At 75.9% G+C, this 23,345-nt stretch carries 22 protein-coding genes; 7 read left to right on the top strand and 15 right to left on the bottom strand.

All coding sequences use genetic code 11. The annotated features are described in order from the left end of the window. Positions 1 to 16 precede the first annotated feature (16 nt). The 3 genes from RM540_RS10200 (at position 17) to RM540_RS10190 (ending at position 2,851) form a co-directional block, all read left to right on the top strand. Positions 17 to 1,204 (top strand): quinone-dependent dihydroorotate dehydrogenase, encoded by a 1,188-nt coding sequence (locus tag RM540_RS10200; protein WP_311663730.1) that lies wholly within the window; start codon positions 17 to 19, stop codon positions 1,202 to 1,204. 79 nt (positions 1,205 to 1,283) lie between these two features. Then, positions 1,284 to 1,907, top strand: a complete 624-nt coding sequence (locus RM540_RS10195) for a nitroreductase family protein (protein ID WP_311663728.1) — start codon at positions 1,284 to 1,286, stop codon at positions 1,905 to 1,907. A 191-nt stretch (positions 1,908 to 2,098) separates the two neighbouring features. Then, the gene (locus RM540_RS10190; protein ID WP_311663726.1) at positions 2,099 to 2,851 is read left to right on the top strand and encodes a TorF family putative porin; all 753 of its coding nucleotides are present in this window, start codon (positions 2,099 to 2,101) and stop codon (positions 2,849 to 2,851) included. Positions 2,852 to 2,910: 59 nt separating this feature from the next. Here RM540_RS10190 and RM540_RS10185 read toward each other — a convergent pair whose 3' ends face one another. Further along, positions 2,911 to 4,749, bottom strand: a complete 1,839-nt coding sequence (locus RM540_RS10185) for a glycoside hydrolase family 3 protein (protein ID WP_311663724.1) — start codon at positions 4,747 to 4,749, stop codon at positions 2,911 to 2,913. An 86-nt stretch (positions 4,750 to 4,835) separates the two neighbouring features. Here RM540_RS10185 and RM540_RS10180 point away from each other — a divergent pair, with 86 nt between their 5' ends. After that, the gene (locus RM540_RS10180; protein WP_311663722.1) at positions 4,836 to 5,633 is read left to right on the top strand and encodes a CPBP family intramembrane glutamic endopeptidase; all 798 of its coding nucleotides are present in this window, start codon (positions 4,836 to 4,838) and stop codon (positions 5,631 to 5,633) included. Positions 5,634 to 6,035: 402 nt separating this feature from the next. Here the strand turns inward: RM540_RS10180 and RM540_RS10175 are convergent, their stop codons facing one another. From RM540_RS10175 to RM540_RS10130, 10 genes are all read right to left on the bottom strand, one after another. Beyond that, positions 6,036 to 7,094, bottom strand: a complete 1,059-nt coding sequence (locus RM540_RS10175) for a PorV/PorQ family protein (RefSeq protein WP_311663720.1) — start codon at positions 7,092 to 7,094, stop codon at positions 6,036 to 6,038. After that, entirely contained in the window at positions 7,091 to 8,776 is a 1,686-nt protein-coding gene (locus RM540_RS10170; RefSeq protein ID WP_311663718.1) for a FlgD immunoglobulin-like domain containing protein, read from the bottom strand. The genes RM540_RS10175 and RM540_RS10170 overlap by 4 nt, the downstream gene beginning before the upstream one ends. After that, entirely contained in the window at positions 8,776 to 9,555 is a 780-nt protein-coding gene (locus RM540_RS10165; protein ID WP_311663716.1) for a choice-of-anchor X domain-containing protein, read from the bottom strand. Before RM540_RS10165 ends, RM540_RS10170 begins: the two co-directional genes overlap by 1 nt. A 555-nt stretch (positions 9,556 to 10,110) precedes the next feature. After that, the gene (locus RM540_RS10160; protein ID WP_311663714.1) at positions 10,111 to 11,388 is read right to left on the bottom strand and encodes a site-2 protease family protein; all 1,278 of its coding nucleotides are present in this window, start codon (positions 11,386 to 11,388) and stop codon (positions 10,111 to 10,113) included. A gap of 191 nt (positions 11,389 to 11,579) precedes the next feature. Next, on the bottom strand, positions 11,580 to 12,791 hold the full coding sequence (locus tag RM540_RS10155; protein WP_311663712.1) for a pyridoxal phosphate-dependent aminotransferase: 1,212 nt from the start codon (positions 12,789 to 12,791) through the stop codon (positions 11,580 to 11,582). A gap of 94 nt (positions 12,792 to 12,885) precedes the next feature. Further along, positions 12,886 to 13,776, bottom strand: coding sequence for a hypothetical protein (locus tag RM540_RS10150; protein WP_311663710.1), 891 nt, complete (start codon positions 13,774 to 13,776; stop codon positions 12,886 to 12,888). Between the two features lie 78 nt (positions 13,777 to 13,854). Beyond that, complete coding sequence (gene coaD, locus RM540_RS10145) at positions 13,855 to 14,361, bottom strand: pantetheine-phosphate adenylyltransferase (protein ID WP_311663708.1); 507 nt, start codon at positions 14,359 to 14,361, stop codon at positions 13,855 to 13,857. 60 nt (positions 14,362 to 14,421) lie between these two features. Next, positions 14,422 to 14,967 carry a 16S rRNA (guanine(966)-N(2))-methyltransferase RsmD gene (gene rsmD / locus RM540_RS10140; RefSeq protein ID WP_311663706.1) on the bottom strand — a complete coding sequence of 182 codons (546 nt, stop codon included), beginning with the start codon at positions 14,965 to 14,967 and terminating at the stop codon, positions 14,422 to 14,424. A gap of 71 nt (positions 14,968 to 15,038) precedes the next feature. Further along, positions 15,039 to 16,004, bottom strand: coding sequence for a hypothetical protein (locus RM540_RS10135; RefSeq protein ID WP_311663704.1), 966 nt, complete (start codon positions 16,002 to 16,004; stop codon positions 15,039 to 15,041). Positions 16,005 to 16,029: 25 nt separating this feature from the next. Beyond that, positions 16,030 to 16,509, bottom strand: coding sequence for a hypothetical protein (locus tag RM540_RS10130; RefSeq protein WP_311663702.1), 480 nt, complete (start codon positions 16,507 to 16,509; stop codon positions 16,030 to 16,032). A 224-nt stretch (positions 16,510 to 16,733) separates the two neighbouring features. Here RM540_RS10130 and RM540_RS10125 point away from each other — a divergent pair, with 224 nt between their 5' ends. The 3 genes from RM540_RS10125 (at position 16,734) to RM540_RS10115 (ending at position 19,244) form a co-directional block, all read left to right on the top strand. Then, positions 16,734 to 17,498 (top strand): pyridoxine 5'-phosphate synthase, encoded by a 765-nt coding sequence (locus RM540_RS10125; protein WP_311663700.1) that lies wholly within the window; start codon positions 16,734 to 16,736, stop codon positions 17,496 to 17,498. Between the two features lie 103 nt (positions 17,499 to 17,601). Then, on the top strand, positions 17,602 to 18,621 hold the full coding sequence (gene era, locus RM540_RS10120; RefSeq protein WP_311663698.1) for a GTPase Era: 1,020 nt from the start codon (positions 17,602 to 17,604) through the stop codon (positions 18,619 to 18,621). Between the two features lie 155 nt (positions 18,622 to 18,776). Beyond that, positions 18,777 to 19,244 (top strand): hypothetical protein, encoded by a 468-nt coding sequence (locus RM540_RS10115; protein WP_311663696.1) that lies wholly within the window; start codon positions 18,777 to 18,779, stop codon positions 19,242 to 19,244. 299 nt (positions 19,245 to 19,543) lie between these two features. On the opposite strand, the gene RM540_RS10110 is transcribed toward RM540_RS10115, so the two are convergent. From RM540_RS10110 to RM540_RS10095, 4 genes are all read right to left on the bottom strand, one after another. After that, positions 19,544 to 20,200: a hypothetical protein gene (locus RM540_RS10110; protein WP_311663694.1), complete on the bottom strand. Its 657-nt coding sequence runs from the start codon at positions 20,198 to 20,200 to the stop codon at positions 19,544 to 19,546. Between the two features lie 72 nt (positions 20,201 to 20,272). Beyond that, positions 20,273 to 20,755: an NfeD family protein gene (locus tag RM540_RS10105; protein WP_311663693.1), complete on the bottom strand. Its 483-nt coding sequence runs from the start codon at positions 20,753 to 20,755 to the stop codon at positions 20,273 to 20,275. Positions 20,756 to 20,858: 103 nt separating this feature from the next. Continuing rightward, a complete protein-coding gene (locus RM540_RS10100) occupies positions 20,859 to 22,220 on the bottom strand; it encodes an NfeD family protein (RefSeq protein WP_311663692.1) in 1,362 nt (453 codons plus the stop codon). Between the two features lie 190 nt (positions 22,221 to 22,410). Then, a complete protein-coding gene (locus RM540_RS10095; protein ID WP_311663690.1) occupies positions 22,411 to 23,214 on the bottom strand; it encodes a L,D-transpeptidase family protein in 804 nt (267 codons plus the stop codon). Positions 23,215 to 23,345: the final 131 nt, after the last annotated feature.

Genomic DNA, 23,345 nt, shown 5'->3' with positions numbered 1-23,345 from the left:
TTCCGCATTCAGAAGGGTGTACCGCCGTCTCCGACCGCTCCTGTTCCGCCTCGACGCCGAGCGCGCCCACGGGCTCGCGGTGCGGGCGGGGCGGCTCGGGCAGCGCCTCCCCGCCCTCACGGGCGCCCTGTTCGGGGCGGCGGACGCCGGGCTGGAGCAGACGGTGTGGGGGCTCCGGTTTCGGAACCCCGTCGGGCTCGCGGCCGGGTTCGACAAGAACGCCGAGCTCGTGCGGCTGTGGGCGGCGCTCGGGTTCGGGCACGCCGAGGTCGGGTCGGTCAGCGCGCGGCCGAGCGCGGGGAACGCGCGGCCCCGGGCGTTCCGGCTGCCGGCCGACGGCGCGCTCGTCAACCGGATGGGGCTGAACAACGACGGCGCCGCCGCCGTCGCCGCGCGGCTGGCCGCGACCGCCGCCCCGTCCGGGCTCGTGGTGGGCGTGAACGTGGCGAAGACGCACAGCCCGGACATCCTGGGCGCGGCCGGCGTCGAGGACTTCCGGGCGTCGGTCCGCGCGCTCGCCCCGCAGGCCGACTACCTCGCCCTCAACGTGTCGTGCCCGAACACGGCCGAGGGCAAGACCTTCGAGGCGCCCGACACGCTCGACGCGCTGCTCGCGGCGGTGGCGGACGAGGTGGGCGGGGCGGTACGTGTCGCCCGCCCCGCCCCCGAAGGTGACCGGCACCCGAGCAAACGTTCTTCCCAGCCCCCGGTCCTCGGTCCCCGGTCCCGCGAGCCGAAGGCGAGCCCCCCGCTCCTCGTCAAGCTGTCGCCGCCGCCGACGGGCGGCGTCGACGTGGGGGCGACGGACGAGCTGGTCCAGATCTGCCTCGACCGGGGCGTGGTCGGCTTTATCACCGCCAACACGGCGGCCGACCGCGGCGGGCTCGCCACCCCGCCCGACGCCGTGGGGCGCATCGGGCGGGGCGGCCTGAGCGGGCGGCCGCTCGCGGCGCGCGCGACGGCGCTCGCGCGCCACCTCTACCGGACGACCGGCGGGCGAGTCCCAATCGTCGGCGTGGGCGGCGTGGACTCGGCGGAGGCGGCCTACGCCCGCATCCGGGCGGGGGCGTCGCTCGTCCAGGTCTACACCGGGCTCGTGTACGAGGGGCCGGGGCTGGTCGGCCGCGTCAACCGCGGCCTCGTGCGCCTGCTGGAGCGCGACGGGTTCGGCTCGGTCGCCGAGGCGGTCGGGGCCGACGCCTAGTCGCCCGGGCGGGGCGGGGAACCGCGGCGGCGAGCGGTCGCAGAAGACGGCGCCTGCCCCCCTGAGCCCGCCCCGCCCCGTGTCGTACGACGACCTGCTCGACCTCCTCCGCCGCCGCCGGAGCCCGTACGCCTTCGACGGCCGGGCCGTCTCCGACGACGACCTCGCGCGCGTATTCGAGGCCGCTCGGTGGGCGCCGTCGAGCCGCAACGAGCAGCCGTGGCGGTTCGTCGTCGGCCGCCGCGGCGACGCGGCCTACCAGGCGATCCTGGCGGCGCTCACCGGCCGCAACCCGACCTGGGCGCGGACGGCGCCGGTCCTCGGCCTCGGCCTCGTCGCCCGCACGTTCGCGCGGGGCGGGGCGGACAACCGGCACCGGCGCCACGACCTGGGCGCGGCTGGGCTCGCGCTCTCGCTCGCAGCGGCCACGCGGGGCCTAGGCCTCCACCAGATGGCCGGCGTCGAGGGCGGGGCGGCGGCCGAGGCGTTCGGCGTGCCCGACGCGTTCGAGGTCGTGGTCGCGTTCGCGCTGGGCCACCCCGCCCCGGACCCCGCGGCCCTCGTCCCGGCCGACCTCGCCGCCCGCGCGTCGTCGCCCAAGCCGCGACGGCCGCTCGGCGAGACCGTGTTCGGGCCGGCGTGGGCCGAGCCGCTCCTGTCGCCGTCGGCCGACTCCGCCCCGCCCGAGCGCGACGGGTCGTGACCGGCGACGCCAGGGGCGGGGAGGGAACGCGCGTGCGCTTGGAGGCGACCGAGCCGCCCCGCCCACGCGGCTCGGGCAGCGGTCTGAGGGCGGGCGGGGCGGGGTGGCACAACGGCGTGCCCTGGCCGCGAGAGGCGTACGAGGCAGAAGGAGGCTCCGTTAGGCGGACTCCTTCACCTCCTCTCTGCCTCATGCGGCTCCTCGTTACTGCCCTCGCCCTCACCTTCGCCCCGCTCGCCGCCGCGCAGGTGGCCGCGCCTCCCGCCACCCCGCCCGCGTCCGAGGCCGCGGCGTCCGAGACCGCCCCGCCCGTTGGAAGTCTCCCCACCGGCTTCTTCGGAGAGGTCTCCGCGTCGGGCGGCTACGGCGGCAGCGGCATCGGCCTGATCACGACGAGGACCGGCGCCATCGGGTACCACCTCCCCAGCGGCCTCTCCGTCGGCGCCTACGCCTCGCGCAGCGACTTCGGCGACATCAGCACGTCGTTTGTGATCGGCCCCGAAGTCCAGTACGAGCGGGCGCTGAGCGACCGGACCACGCTGAACCTCGACCTGAACGGGGGCCTTGGGTTCTACCGCGGCCTGGGCGCCGACGTGGCGCAGTACCGGGCGAACGGAGTCGGCTCGCGCCTCGAAGGCTCCGTTACCCGCCGGTTCGCCCTCGGCCGCGGCGTGTCGCTCGCCACGACGGGCGGCCTCTACGGCGGGGCGACGTACTCGCTCAACGACAGCGACTTCGCGTTCGACCGCGGGGCGAAGCTAGGGGCGCACGCCGGAGCCATCCTTGGCCTCCAGGCCGAGTTCGAGGCGTTCGGCGGCCGGTTCGCGATCGGCCCCTACGGCGGCGTCCCGCTCGTGAGCACCGAGACTCTCGGCGGGATCGGATTCGACGCCTACCGAAGCCGCGGCGGCCGGAGCCGCGGGCTCATCGGGTTCACGTTCTAGCTCAGCAGGCCGCCCCGCCCACGAGGGCGGGGTGGCGACGGCTCGGGCGGGGCGGTGGCTTAGAGCCCCGGCACCTCGACGGGCAGGCGGCCCGTCGCCGGGCGGCGCCCGGCGAGCACGTCGGCGACGGCCGAGGCCGTGCGGAGCGTCTCGTCGTAGGCGACCACGACGCCGGCCGCGTCCGGCACGAGGGCCGCGGCGTACGGGTTGCCCAGGACCACGACCACGACCGGCGTGCCCGTCGCCTGGACCGCCTCGACCGCCCGCCGCTGGGCGTCCGTGAGGCGGGGCGGGGCGCCCTGCTTCACCTTCAGGTGGAGGGCTACGACCGCCACGTCCGCCCCGCTCGCCGCGCGCGCGGCCTCGCGCCGCCCCGCCCCGCGCCGGCTCACGCGGACGGCCACGCCGGCGCCCAGGTCGCGCTCGAGCCGCGTCATGGGGTCGCCCGCGTTGAAGTTGCCCAGCTGCACGAGGGCGACCCGTTGGGCGGGGCGGAGCGGGAGCGGGCCGGGCCGCACGACCGTCACCGACGCCTGCGAGAGCGCCCGCGCAAAGGCGGCCCCGCGGACCGACGTGAGCATCCGGTCGAGCCGGGCGCGGTCGGTCAGCCGCTGCCGGTGGAGACCGAGCCGGGCCTTGGCGAGCAGCACGCGCCGCGCCGAGGCCGCAACCTGGGCGCGCGGGATCTCGCCCCGCTCGACGGCCCGGACCACGTCGCGGATGCCCGACCGCGGGCGCGCCGACATGAGCACGAGGTCCGCCCCAGCCTCGATCGGGCGGACCACGCGGTCGGCCGCGTCGTAGTGCTTGCGGATGGCGCCCATGTTGAGGGCGTCCGTCGTGATGAGCCCGTCGAACCCGAGGCTGTCGCGGAGCACGTCGGTGAGCGCGCGGCGGCTGAACGTCGCCGGCGTGGCCTCGGCGTCGAGCGCCCGCGCCCACAGGTGCGTCGTCATGACCACGCCGGGGCGGGCGGCGAGGGCGCCGCGGAAGGCCGCCAGCTCGGTCCGCGAGAGGTCGTCCCAGTCGCCGCCGATGGACGCGAAGTCGACGTGCGTGTCGGTGTCCGTGTTGCCGTGGCCGGGGAAGTGCTTGAGCGTCGCGAGCACGCCGTGGGCTTGGGCGCCGCGCACGTAGGCCCCCGCGAGCCGCCCGACGGCCGCGGGGTCGGACCCGAACGAGCGCGTGTTGATGATCGGGTTGAGGGGGTTGTTGTTGACGTCGGCCACCGGCGCGAACACGACGTTGATCCCCATCGCGCGGGCTTCGAGCGCCGTCACCGCCCCGCCCAGGCGGGCCAGTTCCTCGCTGCCGGCGGCGCCGTAGGCCATGGCCGCCGGCAGCGACGTGAACGTCGACGTCGCCGTCCCGACGCCCCACTCGAAGTCAGCCGTCATGAGGAGCGGGAGCCGTGCGGCCCGCTGGAGCCGGTTCGTGGCCGCGAGCGCCTCGCGCGGCGGCATCCTCCGGCTCACGTGGAACCCGCCGACGCCCTCGGCCGCCAGCCCCGCCGGGTCGCGGGCGCCGCCGAGCTCGACGACGAACAGCTGGGCCACCTGCTCGCGGAGCGTCATCCGGGCGAGCACGCTGTCAGCCCACGCCTGCGCCTCGGCCTCCGGCACGGCCGGCGGCGACTCGAACCCGGCGTACTCCGCGAGGAGCGTGTCCAGAGGGGCGGGCGGGGCGGCAGCCGCGGGCGCATCGGGAGCCACGGGCGGGGCGGCCGGCGGAACCGCGGCGGGCGGCGGAGCGGCGGCCGCGGGCGGCGGGGCGGCCGGAGTTGGCGCGGCGGGAGTCGTCGGCGGCGGGGCCGGTGCCGTCTCTCCCTGAGTGGAGGCGCACCCGGCGACCGCGAGCGGGGCGGCACCGACGACGAGGAGCAGGAGGGCGAGGCGCACGGGCGGCGTGGGGTCGGGGCGGGGTGGGGAGCCAGGTATCTTCGGCCGGCGCGGCGCTCCCCCGACTTCCGCCCCGCCCTCCCCCGATGATAGACCGTTTCCAGGCGGAGTGGCAAGCGCTCCGCGCCGCCCTCCGCGGCCTCTCCCCCGCCGCCCGCCAGGCCATCGTCGTGCTCCTCGCGGCGACGCTCCTGGTCCTCCTCCAGCTCCAGGTCGGCAGCCGGCGGTTCTACCGCGACGTGACGGGCAACGTGTTCGGGTTCGAGGACATCGACCTGGGCGCGTGGGCGTGGTGGTTCGGGTCGCAGGGCGTGACGGGCTTCGTCCTCCCCGCCCTCCTCCTCCTCCTCGCGTTCCGCTGGCGTCCGGCCGAGGCCGGGCTCGGGCTGGGTGACTGGCGGCTGGCCGGCGCGCTCGCGCTCGCCTACGTCCCGCTCGTCGTCGTGGGCACGTGGGTGCTCTCGGACGGCGCGGCGTTCCAGGCCCAGTACCCCCACTACGACGTCGCGAAGGTGGACTGGGGCGCGTTCCTGATCTACGAGGCGCTCTTCCTGTTCTACTGGGTCGGCTGGGAGTACCTGTGGCGCGGGTTCGTGCTGTTCGGGACGGCGCCGGCGCTGGGCGCCCCGCTCGCGATCGTGGTGCAGACGGTGCCGTTCGCGATCCTCCACGCGCAGAAGCCGCCGGCCGAGGCGTACCTCTCCGTCCTCGGCGGGCTGGCGCTGGGCGCGCTCGTGTGGCGGTGCCGGAGCTTCTGGATCGCCGTCCCCATCCACGCCGCGCAGATGGTGGCGCTGGACCTCTGGGCGACCCTCCGCTTCCGCACGGGCGCGAGCGGGGTGGGGCTGGAGGCGCTCGCGCGGGCGCTGGGCGGGGCGGGGTAACAGCGGGCAGCGGGCAGCGGGCAGCGGGCAGCGGGCAGCAGAAAATCACCGCCCCGCCCATGGCACGGGCGGGGTGGACGGCGTAGGAACGACCGGCGGTCGCCCGTGGGCGGGCACGACGGGTCCGATTCGTAGGGACACCACGTGTGGTGTCCGCATTCGCCCGACCGCGCACCACGCCACGGGCGGGGCGGACGCGGGCCGGGCGGTGCCATGCCGAACCGCCCCGCCCTCGTCACAACCACCCTAGCCCCTCTTGGCTGCGCCGACGCTGCGCGGTGTCCAGGAGGGGGACTGCCGTCGCCTCCAGCTGACGTCGGCCTCGCCGGTCACCTCCCCGCCCAGATGCGGACGGGGCGGGGCGGAACAGAACGAGCGCCACCCCGCCCGCGCGCCCCATCCCTACAGCCCCAGGCGGACCGTCGCCATGTGCATGAGGCCCGTCCCGAACGGCTCCAGGACGGCCGCGTAGTCGATGCGCGCGTCGAGCTCGCCGAACCGCTGCTGGAGCCCGAAGCCGGCCCCGGGGCTGAGCTCGCCGGCCTCCCCCGCGCCCACGCGGTCGACGCCGGCGCGGACGGCGAACTCGTCGGTGATCCAGACCTCCCCGCCCGCGCGGCCCACGACGTCGGCCAGGCGGTAGTCCAGCGTCTCGGTCCGCTCCGTCACCGAGAGGTCGGTCACGCCGGCGGGGGCGGGGCGGACGGACTCGGCCGGCTGCACGGACACCTCGACTTCTGCCGACACCGTCGCCCGCGGGCGGCCGTCGCCGCGGCTCCCCAGCCCGTAGGCCGCCCCGCCCCGCACGCGGACCGGGAAGTAGTCGGTCGCCGAGGCGCTGACCGGCCCGCTCTCGTTCCACTCGTAGCGCGCGAACAGGTCGTCGACGGCGAGGCCCAGCGCGAGCCGCTCGGACGGCCGCGCCGTCACGCCGGCCGAGACGCCGATCGCCGTCGGCGCGCGGACGCCTTCGAGCAGTTGCGTCCGGTACAGCCGGAGCCCGAGCCCGGCCGAGACGGCGTCCGAGAAGCGGGTCCCGAACGCGACGAAAAAGGCGTACTCGTCCGACGCGTACGTCCCGTCCGCCGTCGGCGCGTCGATGGGCTGGCCGCTCGCGTCGCGGCCGTCGATGTTGGAGACGCCGCCGTGGACCACCCCGCCCGCGAACCCAGAGCGCGGCCGGAGCGGTGACCCGACCTGGACCGCCTGCCACTCGCGGTCGAACCGGAGAATCCCGGCCGAGAGCTCGACGGCTTGCGACGGCTGGAACGGGGCGAGCGCCGGGTTGAGGTACGGGCTCCCGTAGCCCGAGAGGTCGGCGACTTGGGCCGGGAACGCGAGCGACCGCGCGCCCATCCCCATCCGCGAAAACGGGCCGGCGCCCTGGGCCGCCGCGGGCGGGGCGGCCAGGAGCACGAGCAGCGCGAGGGCAGCGAGGGCGGCGAGGGCGGGGCGGCTCATTCGATGACCAGGATGCGGCCCGAGCGCGAGGCCCCGGCGCCCTCGACGACGTAGATGTAGGCCCCGTTGGCAACGCGGAGCCCGCCGTCGGTCCGCCCGTCCCACCGGACCTCGTTCGGGCCGGCGGGGCGGCCCGGCGCGTCCAGCGTGCGGACGAGGCTCATGGCGAAGTCGAAGATGCGGACCGTGAGGTCGGCCGGCGACGCCAGGTCGAGCCGGACGCGGACGGCCCCGTCGCGGCTCGGCGCGAACGGGTTAGGGTAGGCGTAGACGTCGACATCGCGGGCCGAGCCGGCCTCGGCGGGCTCACCGTCGACGTCGGTGCCGGGCGCGACATCGGCGCGGAACAGCGTCCACGTCCGGGCGCCGTCGGTGCTCTGGAGGAGGCCGCCTGACGAGCGGTCGGCGCCGCCCAGCCCGACCCAGACGGCGCCGGGCGTCGTGGCGACGGCGCGGACTTGGTCGTTCGGGTTCAGCGGGAGACGGCGGCCAGCGGCGTCCCGGAACACGCGGACCACGCGCCAGGAGGCGCCGTCGTCGTCGGACACGTAGAGGCCGTCGGCGGGGGCGGCCACGTAGGCGCGCTCGGCGTCGAACGCGATGTCGGTCGCCGCGACTCCGAGCAGGACGGGCTCGAAGACGGCGAACCCGTCGGCGTCGTCGCCGCGCCACACCACCACCCCGCTCTCCTCCTCGGGCGCGGCCGCTCCCAGGACCGCCGAGCTAAAGGCCGCAATCCACACCGGATCCCGGCCGTCCGGGTCGTCGCGCGCCGCGAGCGCCCCGACCACGTTGCCGACCGGCCCGCCCCCGAGCGGGTCGTCGACGTAGCGGAGCCACGCGAGGTCGGCGGCGTCGGGCAGCCGGACCGAGCGGTTGAGGCCGGCGTTCGTCCCCACCCAGACCGTTCCGGCCTCGTCGACCAGAACGGAGTTGGGGATGTTGTTGAGCGAGACGGGGACCGCGACCGGGTTGCCGTCGGCGTCCTGGCGCGGCAGGCGGCGGTTGTCGGGGACGTAGAGGAACGCCTGCGGCTCGCGCGGGTCGAGCACAGCCGCCGAGTCGGGCGGGAGCACGACGCGCTGCCACGTGGCGCCGAGATCGGTCGACCGGCGGAGCCCGGCGAGGCCGGACGCCGCGTAGACCGTGTCGGCCCCGGCCGTGAGCGCGAGGCTGCCCGTGGCCGCCCCCTGCGGGACCGTCGCCGGAACGGCCCGGAGCACCGACGCGCCGACCGTGACCGTCGTGTCGACGGACTGGTCGAGGGCGGGGCCGCGCGACGTCCACGTCCGCCCGCCGTCGGTTGAGACGGCGAAGCCGGCCGCCGTCGAGGGCGGGGCCTCCTCGTCGGACGTGACGTCGTTGAACCCGAGCGCCACGACGATCGTGTCGCCCACGGCCTCGACGTCGAACACGCGGGCGCCGACGGCCGTGGCCGGGTCGAACGCGGGGTCGCCACCGAGGAACCGGAGCGTCCCGTCGGGCTCGACGGCGACGAGGCGCGGGCCGGCGTAAAGCGTGCCGCCCTCGGCGTCGAGCACGAACACACCGTTGCGGGCGCCGGCCGGGAGCGCCGTAAAGGCGCCGTCGCCGGCCTCGACCGTCTGGGCCGCGGCGGGCGGGGCGGCCACCCCGCCCACGAGCGCGCCGCCCACGGCGAGCGCAAAAAGGAGGCGCCGCATCACTGGATGGTAAAGGTGAACCGGGCCGGCTCGCTGACGGCCTCCGCCCGGTCTACGGCGACGACCTCCAAGGCGTACGTCCCCGGCGGGAAGCCCGACCCAACCTCGATGGCCGCCGAGTAGACCCCGTCGCCGGCCACCTCGTCCTTTCCTTCGCCGTCGTCTAGCAGGCGGCCGATAAAGCGGCCAGACTCAGGGTCGCGCACGATCACGAGCGCCACATTCGCGATCCCGTCTGGGTCGCTGACCGCTGCGACGATGGGCACCTGCACCGTGTCCTGCCCCGTCGGGAGCGGGCGGGGCAGCGGCGGGTTGACCGCCACGACCGGCGGCCCGAGGTTGGTCGCCGCAAACCGGAACACGGCCCGCGCCTCGTCGCCCAGGCGCCCGTCCGGCCCTTCGGTCGTGACGACGACGTCGTAGGCCCCGGTCGCCCCGCGCGGGAGCGCGAGCGGGACCTCGACGCGGACCGGCCCCGGCTCGACCTCGACCTCGGCCTGGCCCGCCAGCGAGTCCGTCTCGGCGTAGCGGACGCGGACGCGGACCGTGATCGGCCCCGCCCCGCCCACCTCGGTCTCGACCACGAGCGGGACCTCGGCCGTCGGCGCGCTGGAGGCCAGCGAGTCACGAAGAGGCGTCACGCGGACGTCCTCGATCACGGGCCGGGCGGACTCGCCGGGGATCCCGGGCGCGGCGTCGCAGGCGGCGAGCGCGGCCCCGAGCAGGGCCGCCACGGTCAGCAGGACGGGGGCGGGGCGGCCCCGGCGGGCTACGGGCATCGAGTGCGGGCGCTCACGACGAGCGGCGGCGCGGAAACGGCAAACGGCGTAGCGGTCGGGCGGAGCGGCGGGCGTGAGTCCGGCGCTGAACCTAGCCCCGGCCGGGGCGGGCGGGGCGGGGGGCGGCCGTTTTTCCCCCGCGGGCAGCGGGCAGCGGGCAGCGGGCAGCGGGCAGCGGGCAGCGGGCAGCGGGCAGCGGGCAGCGGGCAGCGGGCAGCGGGGGCAACGTGCACCGCCCCGCCCGCAGAATGCGAGGGCGGGGTGGCCGGGCATCGCCCGCTCGTGTCGGGCGAACGCACCCCCCGTTCGTGCGACGGGGGAGCGCAGCGACCGGAGCGCGAACGGGGGGTGCACGGGCGGGGCGGCGGCGGGCGGGGCGGCCACGGGCGGGGCGGCGGCTTTCCCGACCACCGCGCCCTCGTCTGCCACGGGGCGGGGCGGAACAAAACGGGCGCCACCCCGCCCGCGCGCTCCCCAGTCCCCAGTCCCCAGTCCCCAGTCCCCAGTCCCCAGTCCCCAGTCCCCAGTCCCCAGTCCCGGCGAGCGCAGCGAGCCCTACCCCATCACGAACTGGATGGGCTGGATCGAGAAGCAGAGCGCGAAGATCACGAGGCACAGGTAGCCCAGCGCCTTCCGCGCCGGCGTCAGCGGCTCGCGGACCTGGACCGGCGGGTGGTCCACGCGGACGACGAGCAGGATGAGCCCGATCCACACGAGCCAGCCCGTGTAGCCGACCGCCGCCGCCAGCCCCGGCGTGGCGAACACGACGAGCGCCGTCAGCGCCAGCGCCCCGCCGACGGCCGACGCCACGAGCGACCACACGCCGTCGAACAGGCGCGCGAACGCGAGCGCGTAGAGCAGCCCGAGCGCCAGCCACCACGTCCACCCCGCCCCCGGCGTCGTCACCAGGCCCACGCCGCCCGAGAGCAAGAGGAGGATCGTCGTCACCCGCGCGACGACGCGGTGCACGGCCGGGCCGAAGAGGGCGTAGACCACGTGCCCGCCGTCGAGCTGGCCCACGGGGAGCAGGTTGAGCGCCGTAAAGAACAGGCCGAGCCACCCCGCCAAGAGCACCGGGTAGTGCATGATCTCGTGGCCCGGGACGCGGTACGCGCCGAGCCCGCTCAGCAGGTGGAACAGCGGCGTGTCGCCGAACACGAGCGCCTGCGACCCCGGCGCGACGGCCGCTGCGTCGAACGCCGGCAACGCCCCCGTCTGCGCGAGCGCAGCGGCCTCTTCCAGGTGGCCCGGCACGGCGAGGAGGTACTCAGCCGGGGGCAGCGCGTAGACCGCCGCGACGAGCACGCCGACGGCGACCACGAACCCGGCGAGCGGCCCGGCCGCGCCGATGTCGAACAGCTGGCGCGTCCGCCGGAGCGGCTCCTTGATGCGGATCACGGCTCCGAACGTACCCAGCGAGCCCAGCAGCGGGATCGGGATGTAGTACGGGAGCGACACCCGCGTCTTGACGACGCGGGCCGCGATGTAGTGGCCGAACTCGTGGACCGTCAGGAAGAGCAGGAACGGGACGGCGTAGAAGAGCCCGTCGCGGACGAAGTCGGGGTCGCCGAGCAGGCTCAGGCCGGTCGCGTCGAGGAACGGCCACGCCGCCGGCTCGGTCGGCCACAGCATGGCCCGCCCGACGAGCGCCCCGCCCGCCCACACCATCGACGCGAACGTGAGCGCGAACAGGAGCGCGTGGACCCACAGCCGGTCGCGCGCGGGCTCGGCCGCGGGCGGCGTGTAGTCGGTGAGGACGCTCTCGGCGCCGGCCTCACGGTGGCCGCCGCCGGCGGTGCGGTCGGAGACGCGGGGGCGGGGCGGGTCGGGCACGGTCCGGGGGTGGAGGTGCGGGCGTACGCGGCCGGGCGGGGCGGGGTCCGCGGGCGGGGCGGCCTGCGGGAGCGCCCCCAGGCGGAACGTCTCCAGACGCCGCCCCGCCCCCGGCACCGATGGCAGGGGACGGGGCGGGCGTCGTCACGACAGGCGGGGACAAGCGCGCTCGGTCGTGGAGGGCGGGGCGGCTACCGCAGCGCCTCCCACCCCGCCCCGATCCGGTCGCACGCGCGCATCAGCGTGTCGAGGTCGGTCGCGTACGAGAGCCGGACGCCGGCGTCGGACCCGAACGCCTCGCCGGGGACGAGGGCCACGCCGTGCTCGTCCAGGAGGTACGTGCACAGGTCGACGCTGCCCGCGACCTCCGCCCCGCCCGGCGCGCGGCGGCCGTAGACGGAGGAGACGTCAGGGAACAAGTAGAAGGCGCCCTGCGGCGTCGGGCACGCGACGCCGTCGAGGGCGCGGAGCCGCGCGAGGACGGCGTCGCGGCGCTCGCGGAAGGCGGCCACCATCGTCTCGACCGGCTCCGGCCCCATCGTGAACGCCGCGAGCGCCGCGTACTGCGTGATCGAGTTCGGCCCGCTCGTCAGCTGGCTCTGGATCTTCGACGCCGCCGACGCCCACCACGGCGGGCCGGCGAGGTACCCCAGCCGCCACCCCGTCATGGCGAACCCCTTTGAGAACCCGTTGACCGTCATCGTCCGCTCGGCCATCCCGTCGAGGGCCGCGAAGGACTGAAAATCGGCGTCGAATACGACGTACTCGTAGATCTCGTCCGACACCACGAGGACGCGCGGGTGCCGGCGGATCACGGCGGCCAGCGCTTCGAGCTCGCTCGCGGTGTAGACGGCGCCGGTCGGGTTCGACGGGCTGTTGAGGATGACCGCACGCGTCCGCTCCGTGATCGCGGCGTCGAGCTGCTCCGGCGTGACCTTGTACCCCGCCTCCGCCGTCGCCTCGACGGCGACCGGCTCGGCGCCGGCGAGCCGGACCATCTCGGGGTAGCTCACCCAGTACGGGGCCGGGATCACGACCTCGTCGCCCGGGGCGCACACGGCGAGGAGCGACTGCGCCACCGCCTGCTTCGCTCCGTTCGAGCACACGACCTGCCCCGCCTCGACATCCAGCCCGTTCTCGTCGCGGAGCTTCTGCGCGACCGCCTCGCGGAGCTCGGGGAGGCCGGCGCTCGCCGTGTACCCGAACCGCTCGTCGCGGAGCGCCTGGTGCGCGGCCTCGACGATGGGCGCCGGCGTGGGAAAGTCGGGCTCGCCGGCCGAGAGCGCGATGACGTCGCGGCCCTCGCGGCGGAGGGCCGAGGCCCGGGCCGAGATGGCGAGCGTCGCCGACGGCCGCATGGCGGCCACGTTCGGGTTGAGGGCGTCCAGGGGCGGGGCGGTCATCGAGGCTCGGGGCGGGGCGGGGAGTCGGAAGGTAGAGCCGCCCCGCCCGCGCCGAGAGCCGCGGCGACGGCCGCCCCGCTCGGGCCGACTCGCTCTACCGACCCAGGCCGAGCGTCACGTTGAGCCACGGGGCCACTTGGGGCATCGTGCTCGCGTACGCCTCCGCGTCGTAGGCGAACAGAACACCCACGTCGACCGCCGCACGGCCGACCGCGAACCGCGCGGCCGTCCCCAGCGAGAGGTCGTAGTACACCGAACTGCGATGGAGACCGGGGTCCTGTACTCCCGGCACCGGGTCGATCAGGTAGCCGCCGTCGCCGCCCACGCGGTACGACAGCGTCCGGTCCGGCAAGGCGCCGGCTTCGAGCAGCAGCGTGACGGCCTCCGACGCCCGGACCTCCAGGCCTGCAAAGGCGGCCGGCGCCGGCACCACGTCGACCCGGTAGGCACCGCGCTCCCCGGTGTAGACCCCGACGTCGATGGTGGGAGCGCCGATGAGGCGCTGGAACGGGCGGCCCAGGTTGACCCGGCCGCCGACGCCGACCGTGCCCGCCACCCCGCCCACGACGGCCGCGTTGCCGACCGTGGTCACGGCGTAAGGTGTGACCGCGACGTCGACCCCGAGCGCACCGAACGGGTCGATCCGACCCGTCGCCCCGAGCGCGACGGCGAGGCCGGGCCGGTCGACGACGCTCCACTTGGGCTCGACGAACACCGTCCCAACAAACTCAGAAGCGGGCGATGCGATGACGCCGGCCCCCAGGCTCAGCCCGCCCCCGCCGCCCACGGCCGCCGTCGGTACGATGAACTCGGCTACGCCCAGGCGCCACTCGCCCGCCGGGACCGGCCGCGCCGTCGGCGCGATGAGGAGGCGGTGCGCCCCCGGGGCGGGGCGGGCCGACTGCGCGAGCGCCGGGACGGCGGGCACGGCCGCGAGCAAAAAGGCGAGGAGCGCGAACAGCGCGCGGGGCGGGGCGGGACGCATGGCAGGCGGCGGAGGTGGACGCCCAGGCTAGGGCCACCCCGCCCGTGCAGCCAATCCCATCCTTTGTGCCCAAACGGCCTACGTCGGGTCCGCCCCGCCCCGCCCCGGCCGCGCCGCGAGGGCCTCGGCCACGACCGGCGGCACGAACGACGACACGTCGCCGCCCCAGTGGTGGATCTCGCGGACGATGGACGCGGCGACGAACGTGTGCGCCTCGCCCGGCATCAGGAACACGGACTGGAGCTCGGGGAACAGGCGCCGGTTGGCGAGCGCCATGCGGAACTCGTAGTCGAAGTCCGACACCTGCCGGAGCCCGCGGACGAGCGCCACCGCGCCGGTCGCCCGGGCGTGGTCGACGAGGAGCCCCTCGAAGGCCGTCACCGTCACGCGGTCGGCGCCCTCGACGCCCTCGACGCTCGCCTGCACCAGCCCCACGCGGTCCTCGGTCGAGAAGAGCGTCTGCTTCGACGCGTTCACGGCGACCGTCATCTCGATGCGGTCGAACACGCGGAGCGCCCGCTCCAGCACGTCGAGGTGGCCGAGCGTGATGGGGTCGAACGTGCCGGGGTAGAGGGCGAGCTTCATGCGGGGCAAGGGGCAAGGGGCAAGGGGCAAGGGGCAAGATCGGCCGCCCCGCCCCGTGCCTCATCCCTTTTCTCCCGTCCCCTCGAACAGGCTCACGACGGTCCCGCCGTAGGCGCGCGAGAGGAGCCAGCCGGGGGCGCCGCCGAACGCGTGGCGCGCGTCGTGCTCGACGGCCAGCAGGCCGCCCGGCGCGAGGGCGGGGCGGGCGAGGGCGGGGAGGTCCGGGAGCTCGGGGAGGTCGTAGGGCGGGTCGGCCAAAACGAGGTCGCACGGGCCGAGCCCGCGGGCCAGCGCCTTGAGCGCATCGGCGCGGACGAAGGCGGCCCGGTCCTCGACGCCCAGCGCCTGCGCGTTCCGCCGCGCGAGCGCGAGCGTCGGCCCGTGGCGCTCGACGAACGTGGCGCGTGCGGCGCCGCGACTGAGGGCTTCGAGCCCCAGCGCCCCGCTCCCCGCGAACAAGTCGGTCACGACCGCCCCGCCCAAGTCCAGGCGCGCGCCGAGCAGGTTGAACAGCGCCTCGCGGACGCGGTCCGTCGTCGGCCGCGTCCGGCTCCCCCTGGGGGCCTCGATCGTGCGCCGCGCGAGCGCTCCGCCGACGATCCGCACTAGCCCGCCCTCTCTGGAGGCGCGGGGCCTCCGGCGCGGGGCGCGGGCGGGGCGGTCGGCGTCACCCCGCCCTAGAGCAAGCCGCCGAGGACCGGCGCGAACGCGGCCCGCTCGGCGTCCGAGACGTCGGGGCTCCGGCCGAACGCAGCGAACGGGTCGAGCGGCTCGAGGTCGCGCCCCAGGAGGTCGGCCGCGAGCGCGAGGCGGTCGGCGTCGGCCGCCGTCCCGTAGGTCCGCAGCCGGCCGGCGGCCGCGGCGTCGAGCCCCGCGTGCTGGAGCGCCGAGAGCGCGAAGTAGGCCGTGTCCTCGGGCGTCGTGCCGGCCCCGCTGTGGCCGAACAGGAACGCCCCGCCCTGGCAGAGCGCGACCTCGGTGTGCGCCGCGTAGGCGCCCACGACGACCTCGACCGGCGCCTCCGCCCCGCCCGCCGCGCTGTCGCCGTTGTCGGGGGCGGGGCGGTCGGCGAGCGCGGCCACGGCGCGCGTCGTGTCGGCGAGGTCGTAGGCCGGCACGCCGAGGGCATCGGCGAGCAGCGAGAGGCGGACGTGGACGGGCTCGGCGGCGTGGACCACGTGGTACCACCGGCGCCCGCCGCCGGGGCCGGACTCCGACCGCACCGGGACGGCCCGCACGCGGACGGCGAGGTCGGGCGCGAGGTCGGCCAGGAGCGCCGTCTCCTGGCGGATTTGGGCGTCGCGGGCCTCGTCCGAGATCCCCGCGGGGAGCGGGGTGAAAAACGTCGTCGTGGTCGTCGGGTGCGCGGCGACGACGAGCACGGACGCCTCGGTGCCGCCCAGGACCTCGCCGAGCGCCTCGGCGACTTCGCTCAGGGCGTCGGGGGCGCCGTCGCCCAGGACGGCCCGCTCGACGTCGAACGCGAAGTCGAGCACGCCGAGCCGCCGGAGCCGGGCCGCCCCGCCCTCGTGGACGACCTCGGCGTAGCGCAGGTCCGGGCCGCTCAGCGACACGCCGGCGACGACGCGACGGGCGGACGGCTCCCGCTCGGGCGGGGCGGTCGTAGGGTCAGGAGCGGCCATGTCGGCGGCGGCGCGGTGCCGGGCTCTACTCCCAGGAGGCGGCGTTGCGGAGGGCCGGGTTCGGGTCGCGCGACCCGATCGAGTCGCCCAGGGCGTCGGGGTCGGCCAGCCAGTAGATCTCGAGGCCGCTCGTATCGCGGACGACCTGGTAGTCCAGCCGGGAGCCGGTCCGCGGCGAGTACATCAGCGAGTCGACCGCGACCGGCGCGAGCCGCTCCTCCTGACGCGAGATGCGGGCGTTGAAGACCGAGTCGGTCCGCGCGAACATCGCGAGCGAGTCGAGCGACCCGGGGTACCGGCCGACCGAGTCGCGGTAGGCGATGAGCGCCGTCCGCACGTCGTCCATCCGCTCGCGCGTCAGGTCCGTTTGGCGCTGGGCGGCCTCCGCGCGCTGGGCGGGCACGACGGTGACGAAGAACAGCCACACGACGAGGCCGATGATCGCGAGGCCGAGGACGATGCGGATGGCGAGGTTGCTGCCGCTAGGGGCGCCGGCGGTGGCCATTCGGGAGGGGGGGTGGGCGAAGGGAACAGAGGGGGCAGCCGATACCACGCGGCCCCGCTGAGGATAGCCCTGGCCCGCCCCGAAAGGCAAGGTGGCCTCGCACGGCCGGCGCGAGCACCCCGCCCCTCGGCTCCGCCCCGCCCGGCCGCCCCGCCCAACATCCGCCCCGCCCGCTCCGGCGGGGGCGGGGCGGATCGCGCGCCGCGCGCCGTCGTACGTCCTCTATGACCCAACTCAGCGTCAACCTCAACAAGGTGGCCCTCGTCCGCAACGCGCGGGGCGGCGGCCGCCCCGACGTCGCCGCGCTCGGCCGCGTGTGCCTCGACGCCGGGGCCGCCGGCCTCACGCTCCACCCCCGCCCCGACGGCCGCCACGCCCTCGCCGCCGACGCCGACGCCCTCGCCGCCGTCGCCGCCGAGGCGGGGCGCGAGCTGAACGTCGAGGCCAACCCGTTCGCCCCGCCTGCGCAGACGGACGGCTACGCGTACCCCGGACTCGTCGAGATCGCCCGCCGCGCCCGCCCCGCCCAGGCCACGCTCGTCCCCGACGCCGCCGGCCAGCTTACGAGCGACCACGGGTGGGACCTCGCCCGCGACGGCGACCGCCTGCGGCCCGTGATCGAGGAGCTCAAAGACCTGGGCTGCCGCGTGAGCCTGTTCGTCGACGCCGACCCCGCGACGGTCGCCGCCGCCGCCGCAGTCGGCGCCGACCGTGTCGAGCTGTACACCGGCCCCTACGCCCACGCGTTCGCCGACGGCCACCCCGCCCCGTTCCTCGACCGCCACCGGGCGTCGGCCGAGGCCGCACGCGCGGCGGGCCTGGGCGTGAACGCGGGCCACGACCTCGACCTTGCCAACCTCGGCCCGTACCTCGCCGCCGTCCCCGGCGTCGACGAGGTGTCGATCGGTCAGGCGCTCGTCGCCGACGCCCTCGAGCGGGGCCTCGCAGCGGCCGTCCGCGCCTACCTCGACGTGATCGGCGGAGCGTAGCGCTCTCCACCCAGCGGCCACACGGGTGCGCGCCGCCCTCAGGACCCGCGCCGCCAGGGCCGGCGTTGGCGCCGCCCCCGCCGCCCGCCTCGCCAAACTGCCCGTGCCCGACGCTCCCGACCGCCCCGCCCCGCCCGACGCCCCCGCCGAGGGCGGGGCGGCCCTCGACTCCGCCCCGCCCGAGCCCGCCGTCGAGGGCGGGGCGGCGGACGTCCACCGGAGCGGCTACGTCGCGCTCGTGGGCGCCCCCAACGTGGGCAAGTCGACGCTCCTCAACCGCTGGCTGGGGACCAAGCTGTCGATCGTCTCGCCGCGGCCGTCCACCACACGCAACCGCGTGCTCGGCATCCTCTCCGAAGGCGACGACGCGGAGCACGGCTACCAGCTCATCGTCCTCGACACGCCAGGCGTGGTCCGGCCGAAGTACCGGCTGCACCAGCACATGATGCGCGACGTCGACCGCTCGCTCGGCGACGCCGACGTGACGGTCTTCCTGGCCGACGCCACGCGCGACCGGCTGACGCACGACGACCAGCAGGCGGCCGAGCGCGTCCGCGGCTTCCGCGGCCCGCTGCTCCTCGCGCTCAACAAGGCCGACAAGCTGGGCATGGTCGACGAGGCGCTCCCGCTCGTCGACCTCTACACGGACGCGCTCGGGCGGGGCGTCGACGCCGTCGTCCCGGTCTCGGCCCTCAAGGGGACGGGGACGGCCGGGCTCCTCGACCTCGTCCTGGAGCGGATCCCGCCCGGCCCGCCGTACTACCCGAAAGACCAGCTCTCGGAGCACCCCGAGCGGTTCTTCATCGCCGAGATCGTGCGCGAGGCCGTGTTCCACCAGTTCCGCGACGAGGTCCCCTACGCGACCCAGGTCGTCGTCGTGACCTACGAGGAGCGGCCGGACGGCAAGGACTTCGTGGCGTGCGACGTGGTCGTCGAGCGGGACTCGCAGAAGGCCATCCTCATCGGGAAGGGCGGCCGTGCGCTCAAGCGGCTCGGGCAGGCGGCCCGCGAGGAGATCGAGGCCTTCCTCGGCCGCGGCGTCTACCTCCAGCTCTACGTCAAGACCCGGGCCGACTGGCGCGACCGCGAGGGCCACCTCCGCGAGTACGGCTTCGGACGGTAGCGGGAAGGCGGAAGGCAGAATGTTCAAAAGGAGTCCGCCCCGCCCGCGCAAGACGTTGGGCGGGGTGGTGCTGCGGAACGTCCGCATAGCCTGCCGCCCCGCCCGAGCGGTCCCGCGTTCTCTTCCGCGTTCGTCATTCAACATTCCGCATTCCGTTGCTTCTCGCCGTCGACCTCGGGCTTCGCACCGGACTCGCGCTGTACGGGCGGGACGGGCGGCTGGTCTCGTACCGCTCGCAGAACCTGGGCACGCGCGCCCGACTGCGGCGGGCGGCCGGCTCGGTGCTGAACAACCACGCGGGCGTCGAGCGCCTCGTGCTGGAGGGCGGCGGCGACATCGCGGAGATCTGGAAACGGGCCGGCGAGCGGGCCGGGCTCCGCGTCCGCGTGGTCGACGCCGAGACGTGGAGGCGGCCCCTGCTCCTCCCTCGCGAGCGCCGCTCCGGCGCCGACGCGAAGGCGGCGGCCGACGGCCTCGCGCGCGCCGTCATCGAGTGGAGCGGGGCGCCCCGCCCCAAGGGGCCGCTCCGCCACGACGTCGCCGAGGCCATCGCCGTCGGCCTGTGGGGCGTCGTCCGGGCGGGGTGGCTCGACGGCGTGCCGGAGGCGGTCCGCCGGCGGTAGCCAGTGGGTCGGCGGGTGCCCGCCCCGCCTGCGTGGCGCAGAGGGCGGGGCGGACCCAAGGGGCCGGGTGGCGCCCGACGTCGCAGCACACCGCCCCGCCCGACCGTAGCGCCGTTGCGTGCGTCGGCGCAGCGCCGACGTCCCCATCCCGGTGCCCGCCCCGCCCGTGTAGCGCGGGGGGCGGGGCGGGGCGGCGCGTCGTCCACAGTGCCGCCCCGCCGGACGCCAGGCGCCCCCACTGCCCTACGGATCTTCTACCGACCTACTGACCCGCTGATCTTCCACTGGCCTGCTGCCTCCTACCGTATGCCGAACGTGTTGGTCACGCGGACCCAGTTCGGCACGTTGACGCCGCGCGACTGGCCGGCGCCCTCGCGGACCCACGCGTCGGTGTACTCGCCCTCGATGGCCCGCCGCATGGTGATCTCGTCCAGCGTCGTGCCCGTCCCCTCCAGGAGCTCGACGGCGACGGGCTCCTGGTCCGGCGTGAGGTACACCTGGACCGCGACGCGGCCGCTCACGTCGGCGAGGCTGTCCGGGACCACGAGCGGATCCGTGCGGGGGACGGTCTGCGCCGGGTTGTAGCGCTGGAAAAAGTCGGCCTTGACGCTCTTCACGAGGGCGTCCGCCTCGGTTCCGTAGTTGCCGCCCGACGGCACGCCGTCCTCGACGACCACGAGAAAGTCGGCGCCGAAGACCGAGTCGACGACTTCGGGGTTCGTCCGGTAGAGGTCGGTCATCTTCTCCTGCGACCACCGCACGAACTCGGACCCGTCGCGGGCGACGCCCATGCCCTCGATCGTCGAGAGGTCGCGGAAGGCGGCCGACGTGTCGGTGCCCGGGACCCACCAGCGGCCGCCATCGGCGGTCCACCCCTCGGGCGGGGCGGCAGGCGGGCCGGGCTCGGCGCAGCCGGCGGCGAGGACGAGGACGAGGGCGGCGAGGGCGGGGCGCATGGCAGTCGGGGCGGACCCAGGGGCGGGGTGGCGGAAGCTACTCCGCCCCGCCCGCGCGCACCCGCCGTGGCCCTACTCCTCGACCACGCGGACGATAAACCGCCGGCGGTCGAGCGCCACCACGCGGACCCGGCTGCCGGCGGCCACGAACGCCCCCTCGGTCTCGACCTCGAGGCGCGCCCCGCCCACCTCGGCCACCCCGCCCGGGCGGAGCGGGGTGAGCGCCGTCCCCGTCTGCCCCAGCATCCGCGCACGCCCCGCGTGCTCCTCGGCGTCGGCGTCGGCGTCGCGGCGGAGGCTGTCGGAGAGCACGAAGCGGTCCCACGCGCCCGAGTCCCACAGGAGGTACGCCACCCCGCCCGCGGCCAGGAGCGTGGCCGCGAGCGTGGCCAACCCGCCCGCCCACCCGAGCTCGACGAACGCGTAGACCACGCCGACGGCCGCGCCTACCACCCCCAGCACGCCGACCGCGTTGAGGCCGGGCACGACCGTGACCTCGACGGCCACGAGCGCGAGGCCGACCAGGATCAAGAGGGCGGGGATCAGGAGCTCCACGTTGGGGCGGGGCGGGGGGAAAGGGCACGGGGTACCCGGTACGGGGCACGCGTCCTGTCGCGCCACCCCGCCCGTACCACGAGCCCGGCACCTCGTCCCCGCATCAGGCCACCTCGCGGACGACGACGCGCGACCCGGCCGCGCTGACGACTTCGACGGGGGCGCCCGGCGCCACGAACGTCCCCTCGGAGACGACGTCCACGCGGACGCCGCCGACGGTGGCCGTCCCCGACGGGCGGAGGCCGGTGAGCGCCGTCCCCCGCTGCCCGACGAGCGCGGCCACCGTGTCGGCCGACGTGTACCCCTCGAGGCTCGACAGCGTGGGCGCGAGAACGAGCCGGTTGAGGCGCTCCGACTTGGGCAGAAGCCGGCCGAGCGAGATGGCGAACAGCACGACGAGCACGAGGGCGGCCGCCAACGTCGTCGACGCGCGGGCGATCTCGACGTCGGTCGGGAACGCGAACCCGATGTTCGGGATGAGCGCGATAAAGAGCGCCCCCAGCATGGCCACGATCCCGGCGATCCCGAACACGCCGAACCCGGGCGTCACGAACACCTCAACGAGCAAAAGCCCGACGCCGACCACGAACAGCGCGATCTCCCACGCCTGGACGAGCCCGAGCAAATAGTGCGGGGCGAAAAAGAGGGCCGCGCCGACGACCGCCACGGCGCCCGCGAACCCGACGCCGGGCGTCTGGATCTCGAAGTACAGCCCGCCCATCATCATCATCATGAGGATCGAGGCGAGCACCGGCGAGCCCAGAAAGCGGAGCACGCGCTCGGCCGTCGACGCCCCATGTGTGACCTGCTCGCGGTCGGCCAGCCCGAGCGCCTCGACGGCCGCGTCGACCGACGGCAGCTCGGCGTCGGCGACGCCTAAGAGGACGGCCTCGTCGGCGGACAGCGTGAGGAGCGTGCTGTCGTCGACCACGCCCGGCACCACGATCGTCTCGTCGACCATCGCCTCGGCGATCTGCGGGTCGCGGCCGGTCGCCTCGGCCGTCGCGCGGATCATGCCGCGCGTGTAGCTCTGGACCTTCTCGGGGGCGTACTCGCCCGCCCCGTTCACGGCCGTCGCCGCGCCCATCGAGGCGCCGGGGACGAACACGATCCGATCGTTGGCGTAGGCGATGATGGCCCCGGCCGAGGCCGCGTTCCGGTCGACGACGGCGACGGTCGGGACCGGCGACGAGAGGACGGCCTTGCGGATCTGGTCGGCCGCCTCCAGGAGCCCACCGAACGTGTCGATCCGAAACACGACGGCCGCCGCGTCCGCCGCGGCCGCGTCGTCGAGCGCGCGCTGGACGTACTGGGCGAGCGCGTTGTCGATCATCCCGTCGATCGTGACGCGGTAGACGGGTCCGGCGCCGGCGTCGTCGAGCGGGACCAGCGCCGGCTGGGCGGCGGCCGCCCCGCCCACGAGGACGAGAGCGGCCAGGCAGACGGCCGTGCGGAGGGCGGTCATGGTGTGCGGGGTTGGGTTCCCACCGGGTACGACTGCCCGCTGGGAGGTGTTGCGCGCGGGCGGGGCGGGCGCGGAGCAAAGAGCGAAGGGTGACGAGCCCGCCCCGCGCCTCCACCCCGCCCCCGGCGGAGCCGCCCCGCCCTCGCCGCCACGGGCGGGGCGGCGAGCGCTCTACCCGTAGCTCGTCGCTCTACGGCTCGATCACGATCGGCGTCCCGACCTCGACGTAGGCCCACAGCTCGTCCATGTGCACGTTGCGGAGCGCGACGCACCCGCGCGTCCACGCACGGCGGCGGCCGGAGCCGTTGCCGTGGATCTCGATGAGCCCGCCGAGCCGCGTGCCCATCGGCGGCTCGCGGCCCTCGCGGTCGGCGTCCACGATGGCCTCGTACTGGGCCTGCGTGATGAGCCCGCGCTCCAGCCCGCGCAGCGCGTGGACCGGGTTGGGGTAGCTGACCACGAACGCCCGGTAGTACTGGGAGGCGTCGTTTTTCCGGCACACGAAGAACACGCCCTCCGGCACCCGGTAGTGGTCGGCCTCGCCGCGCGCCGACCGGCGGACCTTGTCCTCGTCGCTGCGCGAGACGTCGGCCGGCAGCTCGCGCACGAGCCGGTCGCCGCGGTACACGTACACCGTCCGGTCCGACTTGTCGACGCGGACCCAGACGTTCGAGATCGCCTCGGCGCGGACGTACCCGCGGTCCGGCCCGTACTGGACGAGCCGCCACCCCGCCCCGCCCGCCTCGTCGCCGAGCACGCGGACGCCGTCGCGGACGCGGAGCGTCAGGACCACGGCCGCCCGGTCGTCGGGCGCCGCGCGGAGCGCGACCTCCGGGGCCGTCACGTAGTACGCCGGCGCGGCGTCGACGTCGTAGGCCCGCTCGATGGGCGGCGGCGTGGGCTCGGTGCGCGCGTCGAAGCCGCCCGCACTCGCCTGTCCGAGGGCGGGGCCAGCGGCGAGGACGAGCAGGAGGACGAGGGCGGGGCGGGCCATGAGGTGAGTCCGGGGGAGTGGCAACATATAGGCCGCCCCGCCCGGAGGCAACGCTCACGTCACTCACGAGCCGGCACGGGGAGAGCGAGGGCGGGGCGGGCACCGAACGAGCGAACGCGCACCCCACCGCC

The sequence above is a fragment of the Rubrivirga litoralis genome, assembly GCF_031846415.1.
GTDB classification, from domain to species: domain Bacteria; phylum Bacteroidota; class Rhodothermia; order Rhodothermales; family Rubricoccaceae; genus Rubrivirga; species Rubrivirga litoralis.
The sequence above is the reverse complement of the archived record's forward strand: the minus strand, read 5'-3'. Positions and strand labels throughout refer to the sequence as shown.